8 protein-coding genes are annotated in these 8,853 nt (G+C 46.4%); 5 read left to right on the forward strand and 3 right to left on the reverse strand.

The window, feature by feature from the left end:
* The first annotated feature begins 912 nt into the window (after positions 1-912).
* The 3 genes from Q0413_RS07090 to Q0413_RS07100 all read left to right on the forward strand — a co-directional run bounded on the left by Q0413_RS07090 (position 913) and on the right by Q0413_RS07100 (position 5,698).
* Positions 913-1,842, forward strand: coding sequence for a ribose-phosphate pyrophosphokinase (locus tag Q0413_RS07090; RefSeq protein ID WP_005873085.1), 930 nt, complete (start codon positions 913-915; stop codon positions 1,840-1,842).
* 869 nt (positions 1,843-2,711) lie between these two features.
* Positions 2,712-4,529 (forward strand): TonB-dependent receptor, encoded by a 1,818-nt coding sequence (locus Q0413_RS07095; protein WP_298988297.1) that lies wholly within the window; start codon positions 2,712-2,714, stop codon positions 4,527-4,529.
* A 32-nt stretch (positions 4,530-4,561) separates the two neighbouring features.
* Positions 4,562-5,698: a PepSY domain-containing protein gene (locus Q0413_RS07100; RefSeq protein WP_298988289.1), complete on the forward strand. Its 1,137-nt coding sequence runs from the start codon at positions 4,562-4,564 to the stop codon at positions 5,696-5,698.
* A 387-nt stretch (positions 5,699-6,085) separates the two neighbouring features.
* Here the strand turns inward: Q0413_RS07100 and Q0413_RS07105 are convergent, their stop codons facing one another.
* Positions 6,086-6,604, reverse strand: a complete 519-nt coding sequence (locus Q0413_RS07105; RefSeq protein ID WP_298988291.1) for a hypothetical protein — start codon at positions 6,602-6,604, stop codon at positions 6,086-6,088.
* Between the two features lie 306 nt (positions 6,605-6,910).
* Here Q0413_RS07105 and Q0413_RS07110 point away from each other — a divergent pair, with 306 nt between their 5' ends.
* Positions 6,911-7,654, forward strand: a complete 744-nt coding sequence (locus Q0413_RS07110; RefSeq protein WP_298988293.1) for a hypothetical protein — start codon at positions 6,911-6,913, stop codon at positions 7,652-7,654.
* Positions 7,629-7,799 carry a hypothetical protein gene (locus Q0413_RS07115; RefSeq protein ID WP_298988294.1) on the forward strand — a complete coding sequence of 57 codons (171 nt, stop codon included), beginning with the start codon at positions 7,629-7,631 and terminating at the stop codon, positions 7,797-7,799. Before Q0413_RS07110 ends, Q0413_RS07115 begins: the two co-directional genes overlap by 26 nt.
* Positions 7,800-7,867: 68 nt before the next feature.
* Here the strand turns inward: Q0413_RS07115 and Q0413_RS07120 are convergent, their stop codons facing one another.
* Positions 7,868-8,167, reverse strand: coding sequence for a hypothetical protein (locus tag Q0413_RS07120; protein ID WP_298988295.1), 300 nt, complete (start codon positions 8,165-8,167; stop codon positions 7,868-7,870).
* Entirely contained in the window at positions 8,137-8,511 is a 375-nt protein-coding gene (locus Q0413_RS07125; RefSeq protein WP_298988296.1) for a DUF6882 domain-containing protein, read from the reverse strand. Before Q0413_RS07125 ends, Q0413_RS07120 begins: the two co-directional genes overlap by 31 nt.
* Positions 8,512-8,853 lie beyond the last annotated feature (342 nt).

Genomic DNA, 8,853 nt, shown 5'->3' on the forward strand with positions numbered 1-8,853 from the left:
AGAGCGTGCGCGCCGCAAAGGCAGGTCTCGCCGAGCTCGCAAACGGCGCGCAGGACGGCAAGGAAATTTTGATCTCCGAGATGAATAGGCTATTCGGCGAGCCCACCAAAATCACAGAATAACGCTTTATGCGGATTAAATTTACCTCCGTGCGATTTTAAAATTTAAACGTGCAAAAGCGATTCCGAAATTTACGCTACGAAGCAAACCTGCACGATTTTAAAATTTAAGCGGCAAAGGCAGTATCCAAATTTACGCGGCGAATGGAGCTCGCACGATAAATTTTAAATTTCGCGGCGCACAATCAAGCTCTAAAGAGCGATTTTTAAATTTGATCGTCAAAGCGAGTTTTAAATTTTCGCCAAAGCAAAGCACATTTTAAATTTAACCGCCTAAGAAATATAAAATTTATGCGCCGCGGCAGTCTAAATTTAGCGCGCTGCAGGTATCCGCGCAGTCTGTCCCGTGCGAACTTAAATTTAAATTTAAACGCACTCTCCGCAGCTCTAAAGATAGAATTTTGCGCGTTTGCATAGCGAATATAAAATTCCGCGCCTATCGGCACCGTGCCCTCCGCGATACGACTTTAGCCGTACCGTGCTCCCGCCTGATGCGCTCTCTCAGACTTTCATCAAACTTTACGATACGGTTTTGCCCGCAATCTGCGCGGCTGCTCGTAAAAAAACGCAGGCTACGATCGCTCGCGGACGCTGCAACCCACAGCCAAAATTTCACCGGGGTAAAGCCACGGCGAGCCGAACCGCTCTTAAATTTCAAAGAATTTATCCAGCAAATGGACGGCGGTCCGCGATGCTCGCTTATGAATTTTACGCAAGCGCGGCGAGCGAATTAGCTAAAATTTAGCGCTTTTGGTGTAGAATTCTAGCAAATTTCAATCCAAAGGTCATTAAAATGCGCGGATATAAAATTTTCTCCGGCACCGCAAATCCCGAATTTGCCAAAAAAATCTCCAAATATCTCTCGCTGCCGCTTAGCGAGTGCGCGATCAAAACCTTCAGCGACGGCGAAATCAGCGTCCAGATCGGCGAGAGCGTGCGCGGCAAGGACGTCTTCGTCATTCAACCGACCTGCGCGCCCGCAAACTCCAATCTGATGGAGCTTCTGATCCTAACCGACGCACTGAAGCGCTCCAGCGCGAACTCGATCACGGCGGTCGTGCCCTACTTCGGCTACGCTCGCCAAGACCGCAAGGCAGCCCCGCGCGTACCGATCAGCGCGAAGCTCGTGGCGAATATGATGCAGACGGCAGGCATCGACCGCGTCGTCACGATGGATCTGCACGCGGGGCAGATACAGGGCTTTTTCGACGTGCCGGTCGATAACCTCTACGGCTCGCTGATATTTTTGGACTACCTGAAAGAGAAAAATTTAAAAAATCCGATCATCGCTAGCCCCGATGTTGGCGGCGTCGCGCGCGCCAGAAGCTTCGCCAAAAAGCTCTCGCTCGATCTGGTGATCGTCGATAAGCGCCGCGAGGAGGCGAACAAAAGCGAAGTGATGAATATCATCGGCGACGTCGCGGGCAAGGACGTGATCCTAATCGACGATATGATCGATACTGCGGGCACCATCGTCAAGGCCGCGGGCGCGTTTAAGGAACAGGGCGCGAAGAGCGTCAGCGCGTTTTGCACGCACGCCGTGCTAAGCGGCCCGGCATATGAGCGCATCGAAAGCGGCGCGCTAGACGGCCTCGTCGTGACCGACACGATCCCGCTAAAGCAGGAAAGCGACCGCATCAAGGTAATCAGCGTCGCTCCGCTTTTCGGCGAGGTTATCAGGCGCGTATATCACGACGAGAGCGTAAACAGCTTATTCAAATAAAATTTTAAAATTTAAAACTCGGCGCGGTTTGTTTTATACAGCCGCGCAAATACGAACTAGGCGCTTTGTAGTAAGAGGCCGCGGCATAGCTGCAAGCCAAATGGTTACGCTTTAGGCTCTGAATTTGCAGCGTTGAGCTCGCTGTGATTTGACTATTGTCGATTTAACTGCGACGCAAAATTTAGCTTCTAGGCGGCAAATTTAACTCTGCGCGACATTTACTCCGAGCGGCGGAAATTTTAACTGCAACTGCGAAGTAAATTTACCGCACTAACCGCTACAAGCCGCATTTTAACGCTTGAAAAATTAGTATTAAAAATACGCTGCTTTAAATTCACCGTAAAAATTTAATTGCCGTTCGCTTCTGTGCGCATCGGCTACGCTTCGCAAAGTCTCTTTCTCCGCAAAAACCCACGGCGCACACTAATGACAGATATCCCGAGCTCACTGCATTTAAATTTTGATATTTACAACGCGGCGTAAATTTTTAAAGCTCATTAGCCTTTAAATTTATCATTCGCTCCTTAAACTGCCAAGAGCAAATAAAATTTTATTCATCAATGCCTATAACTAGCGATTGCACGGAAAAATAAAATATGCTTGATAGCGATAACGCCTTTTAATATTTCATAAATATTTAATCTTTTCGGAGCTATAATTTCGTCCGTGAATTTCATTCGCAAAATTTTATCAAAAGGATATAATAATGCGCAGTTTGCATTTATCACTCGTGGCAGCTTCGGTTTTAACCGCACAACTATGGGGGGGGGCAAGAGGCCGATTTAGGAGAGATCGTCGTAAGCGCCACCGCCTTTGAGCAAGATATCAAAGAAGCGCCGGCGTCGATCTCGGTAATACCTCAAAAAGAGATCGAAAAGAGAAATCACAAAGACGTAGCCGACATCGTAAAGGATATACCAGGCGTATATTCCGCGCCTAGATTTAGCTCAATGAAGGGTAAAAGCGATATCAGAATGCGTGGTATGGATTCAAAATATACTAAAATTTTAATCGACGGTCGTCCTGTTTCCAGCGAGAGCGCATTTCCGGGTTTCGGCTCGCAAGGAAGCATCCAAAGCTTCATCCCGCCCGCAAATGCTATAGAGCGCGTGGAAGTCATCCGCGGACCGATGAGCTCTCTATACGGCACGGACGCTATGGGCGGCGTGATAAACATCATCACCAAAGGCTTTTCAAACGAGCCTAGCGCCAATATAAACGGCTACTACGACATCGCGCAGCACAAAGACATAGGCAATGGCTACTCTACGGGATTTTATGCAAGCGGCGCGATAGTGCCCGATGCGCTCGGAATTTCACTTTACGGGCGATATTTTCATAAATTTGAAGACGCCAAAGACTATGGCAATCCAAAAGATGCGGATAAGAATTTTGGCGCAAAGCTGATGTTTAAGCCGACCGAAAACGACGATCTCGCGCTTGATTACAAACACACGAAAAATTTGACCTCAAGAACTTTAGGCAAAACGGCATATCTAGGATATAACACTCACGAAGACGACAAAGACGATCAAATTTCGCTCTCGCATAGCGGAAGATACGATAAATTTCTAACCGATACCTATCTATCGCACGAGGTTACAAAAACCTTTTCCGATCAAGCCGCAAGCGACATCAGGCTAAGATCTACGATATTTAATACTCAAGGCTCGTATCTTTTTGACTCAAATACCTTAACGCTGGGCGCGCAGTATCGCCATGAGAAGCTGGATTCATCACAAAATGAGCCGGGCTTTAGCGATGATGCGCATCTAAAAAGATGGGATGTGTCGGTATTTGGAGAGGATAATTTTTATGTCACGGACGCGCTTGCACTGACTGCGGGCTTAAGATACAACTACGACAAAGACTACGGCGGACACTTTGCGCCGCGCGGCTACATCGTTTATCATCTAAATGAAAATTTATCGTTTAAGGGAGGCGTATCGGCGGGCTATACGACGCCTAATATCGACGATAGATCCGAAGGGCTAAAAATTCCGATAAATCACGGACGCGGTATCAGACTGGGGCGAAGCAGCCTCAAGCCCGAAACTAGCGTAAATTACGAGGTCGGAACGATGTATGACAATAACGATAATCTAAGCCTTTCGGCGACCGTTTTTCACACCGACTTCAAAGACAAGATCGATAGCGTCGTAAGATGCGGCGGCTGGGGATCGGGAGCGGATTTTAATAATCCCGCTACTTGGACTTGTGTTTATCAAGGCAAAACCTATTTTGGAATTTATGAAAACGTAAATGTCGGCAGAGCTTCCATAGACGGACTTGAGCTTAGCGGCGAGTGGAAAATTTTATCAAATTTAGCATTTCACGCAAACTATACCTATGCTAAATCAAAACAAAAATCAGGCGAAAACGAGGGCAAAGCGCTGACCGACACCCCGCGCTATATGATAAAAACGGGACTTGATTACGACTTTAATAGCGATCTGAGCTTCTGGACGCAGGTAAATTATATAAGCAGGGTAAAAAATGGCGTATATGTAAACACTAAGGGCTACGCCGTTACCGACGTCGGGACTAACTATAAAATCACGAAAAACGCTAGCGTAAATTTTAGCGTATATAACGTATTTAACGAAAGAGTAATAGACGATAAACCGACCAGGGCCCTCATAGCTGAGGGTCGTAAATTTCAGCTCGGCTTCAACGTAAATTTTTAATTCGAGCAAAATTTAAAGATGAAATTTAAACGATGAGGAGAGTTTTAAAGAAAAACTTTTGGTTCAACGTCCATTTAATTTTGTCTCTGCTTTGTGCACTACCGCTGCTCGTAGTCGCCTTGTCGGGCTGTTTCATCTCGTATCACGATGAAATTTTTGACGCGATTAACGAGCGGCAGTCTTTCCCCGTCCAAAAAGATGCGCCTCGCCTAAAAATTTCTGAAATTTTAAAAATTTTCGGCGAGAAGCAAAGCAGCTTCACGCCGGAGTTAATCGGCATAAAAGACGGCGGCGCAAGCATCGAAGTCGCAGGCAAAGACGGCAAAGGACGAGCAAGAGCGTATTTTTTGAGCCCTTATGACGGACAAATCGTCGGCGAGAACTATGAAGAGAGGATAATGAACGTTGCGCTAAGCCTGCATACAAATCTAGGCTTTGAGCTTGCCTTTGGCGAGGGGGCTCGCGAGATCGGCAGGCAAATCGTGGCACTTAGCACGCTAGGGCTCATTTTGCTTTTGCTAAGCGGGATTTTGATATATTATCCGTTTTTTAGACGCAAGCTTACAAAAGCGCTGAAGATCAACTTCAAAACTCGCGGCTACGCGCTGCTTTATCAGATCCACGGATGCACGGGCATCTATGCGGCTGTAATACTTTTTGCTATAAGCGCGAGCGGGCTATATTTTTCTTATGACTGGTTAGCAAGACTAACGAATAAAATTTTGGGCGAAGAGCAAATTTATAAAGCTGAAAAATTTGAACCTAGCCAAAAGTTGGAGTTTAAGGATGCAGGCAAACTACGGGAGATCGATGCTGTGTTTGAAATTTTTACCCGAAAGCATGGTGAAAATTTTAAATTTTTTAACATAATGCTCAATCCGAAAGACGGAGTATATAACGCGATATACGGGATTGCGAGCGACGAGAGCGATGAATTTAATAGGATCGCGATCAATGCTACGAGCGGCGAAATTTTAAGGGATGTTAAATTTGCCGATATGAAAGCGCAAATGCCGCGTTTTATGACGATACGCACGGCGGTTTTAGATATTCATTCGGGAGAAATTTTCGGGCAGATCGGCAAGCTTATATTTTGCCTATCTTCGCTTTCATTTTTGTTTTTAGCCGCGAGCGGTTTTTGGATGAGCTTAAAAAGGCTTATAAGATAGATTACGCAAAACACGCAGTACTCTACATAAATACTTTGCAAAAGAGGCTGCGCTCATAGCCTATAAACAGGTGCTTTGTACCGCAGAATTTCAAATTTATAGCATTTAAAATTGGGTTATAACGCAGAATTTGACTGCAAGGAAGCAGAATTTGTCTCAGCAAAACTACCATTTGCAATTTAAATTGATTTCTTAATTTCTACGAAACTGCACTTTAATTTACCGCGTAAATTTGCAGCTGTTTTTGTAAATTCCGCGTTTTAGAAACCCGCAAGACGCCGAAAACTATTTATGATGGTTTAGATCATGCGAACCGCCACATACGCCCGCCAGTCGTGCTTTAAAATTTTACTGCAGTTTAGTTTGCAATACAAAGCCCTTGAGCCGCTAAAAGCCCTTTATAATCTCCATCAAATGCTTGACAAGAGCCGTAATTGCGGCATTTTCATAGCTATCATCCGTATTTTGTAACGCTATGGTTTTCATATTGCCGAAAAATCCCGGATCGTAATGCTCGATGTCATTTTGTACGTAGCTTCTTAAAATTTGGCCGTTTCTTACTAGTTTAACCTCATAAATAAACTCTATGCCACCGATTCTATCGCTAGGAAACGGAGTAGCTTCGCCCGTAAAGCCCCTGTGGTGCTTTATTGTAATTTTAAGCTCATCGGTAGAGTTTTGATCCAGCAGGTTCGCCTCTTTTAGCGCCGCTAAAAGCTGCTCGTTGTACTTTTTCTCGACCGCTTCCGGCGGTTGATAGACAAATTTTTTCGGATTATGGTTTTGGATGTGGTAGTAGGTAATCCCCTTGAATTTATACGCGCTTGCGATTGGTACTTTCGGTTGAGACTGCCCGCAACCGACAAAAAATAGCGCCGCAAGAAGCAAAGCAAAAAATTTTTTCATTTTTTCTCCTTTAAAATTTTGTGCAATTATATAAAAACGGGGTTTAGCCCGGGCTAAATTTACGATCTTTCGGCGCCTATGCACGTCGAATTTTTTATAAATTTGAGCGAAAGCGCAAAAATTTTAAGCGCAGCTAGACGGCTAAATTTCAATTCCTTTAAATTTGAAATCCATTGAAATTTCAAAGCCTCTTCAAATTTAAAATTTAATCCGAATTTGATCTGAAATTTTATAAAATTCCGCTGTTTTAAACGGGCTTTAAAAGCGCGCGCAAGCTGTTTTGAAACCCTGAAATAAAGGAAGCTAATGCCTACTTTTAGCACCAAAGACTACAAAGCCGCCCTTCGCAACCGCAGCGCACGAACCACGAGCGCAGGCGGATTTAGCGTCAAAAACGACAACTCCTTCATCGTGATCTTCGTCATTGCGATGATGGTCTTTATATTTTTTTACGGCGTGTCGGCCGGACTTGATTTAGATGAATTTTTTTTAGGAAACAGTCACGGACGCGGCGGAGGCGGGATTTTAGGGCTTTTGATTGCCGGCGTAACTTGGTATCAAGGGCGCGATGGTGGCGGGCTGTTTAAATTTAACGACCACGCGATTACCTTCGTTTCAAACGAGCGCAAGAGCGAAATTTTGCTCTTTAACATCGACTACGTTAGGCTCACGCCGGGCTTTTTGCGCACCTGCACCGGCTACACGGCGCTTAGCCACTCCCGCTACGTAAAATACGAGCAGTTCTTTACATTTGGAATCGGATCGATCATCGTGCTGTGGCTAGTCGGTATCGCCATGAGCGAGCGCGTGGGGATGGCATTCGTGATAATGGTCGTTGGCGTCGTGATCTTTATCTTCGCCAAGGCGCTCTCGTCATGGCGGCTAAACGGCGACTTTCACGACATCTTGCTGCGCGACACCGTGCTGATCCGCGGCAAGGATCTGAACGACCGCGTGCTGTGGTTTGCGATCACGCCCGGTCGCAACGACCGCCGCAGGCTGCGCGCCTACTTCAAAGAGCATCTTGACTTCGACATCGACGGCGGCTGATTTTGATTTAAAATTTAAAGGCTCAGGCACGGACCCGGTAGCGGAATTTTACGGCGTAAAATTTAAGACAGAATTTCATGAGACGGAATTCAGCGATGCAAATTCTGCCCAGCAAAATTCCAAGGCGCAAAATTCTACGATATAAAATTTGCAGGGCAAAATTTGGCGGCGTAAATTTCAAAGCCGCGAATGCACGGCACGATATTTGCGGCTCTATATGGCAAACTCCACCTCGCTTAGCCGCCCCAAATTATCAAACGAAAAGAGCGCATCATTTTTAAAATTCGCTACGATCTTGCCCGCCGCTTCGCTAAATTTCGTGCCGTTTCTAAGTAAAAGTGCCCCCGATAAAACGGCGTGATTTAGCTGAAATGCACCTATGTAGTCGCGCGCCAAAGAGATGAGATCGCTTGCGTCCATACTACCTCTGACGTACCATCTGGCGCCACGCACTCGCCTGCCGCGAACGCCACAAACACCGCTCAGCCAGCGTGCGGGCAGCAGTAGTAACATAACGGCTCCTGCGATAATCCGCACGCGATCGTGCTTAGAACGTGCCCATTTATCTCCGCACTTAGTGCAAGCTTAGGCGTACTAAGCTCCACTAGCCCGTGCCGCAAGCCAAAATCGCGCACATCTCGCGCAAGGACAAGCAGCCGCTCATCGAGGCGATTTATGTTCTCGTACCCCCACAGCCACGTGCGGCTACCGCTCGCTTCGCTACCGATATACCAAATGGCGTGCGGCGCATCATCGCCGAAACTGATTTTGCCGTGCTCAAATCCACAGAGCGACGCCTGCCCTTTACAATCAGCTTCGAGCCCATCTCTTGCACCCTTGCGCCGCAGCCCAAACATACCGAAAACAGATCAGTAAAGCTGCTCCTATCCGCGCCTAAGCGGTCTAAAAATTTCATCTTTCTCCTTTTTTTACGCCGATAAATTTAGCGCTTTTGCTGAATTTATCGGCGCGCCCCTTTATACGCCGCTCGCGCCGTTTTGCTATAAAACACTCGCGCTATGGAATTTAACGCGGCGCGCAGTAAAATTTAATCAAATTTTATAAAGTCGCAGCGGATAAAATTTCATAGTGGGCACCGCCCGGATAGAATTTTGCAGAAGGCGACGGGCACGGCGAGTGCAACTGCAGGAGATAACGGACGCGACCGCAATGATCGGCTGGCGGGCATAAAAATTAAA

This window comes from uncultured Campylobacter sp. (genome assembly GCF_938045465.1).
GTDB lineage: Bacteria > Campylobacterota > Campylobacteria > Campylobacterales > Campylobacteraceae > Campylobacter_B.

Excerpts from the sequence above, each read along its gene's own strand:
- Q0413_RS07105 (WP_298988291.1), bottom strand. The coding sequence starts at position 6,604 with ATGAAAAAATTTTTTGCTTTGCTTCTTGCGGCGCTATTTTTTGTCGGT.
- Q0413_RS07120 (WP_298988295.1), bottom strand. The coding sequence starts at position 8,167 with ATGTTACTACTGCTGCCCGCACGCTGGCTGAGCGGTGTTTGTGGCGTT.
- Q0413_RS07125 (WP_298988296.1), bottom strand. The coding sequence starts at position 8,511 with ATGTTTGGGCTGCGGCGCAAGGGTGCAAGAGATGGGCTCGAAGCTGAT.
- Q0413_RS07090 (WP_005873085.1), top strand. The coding sequence starts at position 913 with ATGCGCGGATATAAAATTTTCTCCGGCACCGCAAATCCCGAATTTGCC.
- Q0413_RS07110 (WP_298988293.1), top strand. The coding sequence starts at position 6,911 with ATGCCTACTTTTAGCACCAAAGACTACAAAGCCGCCCTTCGCAACCGC.
- Q0413_RS07100 (WP_298988289.1), top strand. The coding sequence starts at position 4,562 with ATGAGGAGAGTTTTAAAGAAAAACTTTTGGTTCAACGTCCATTTAATT.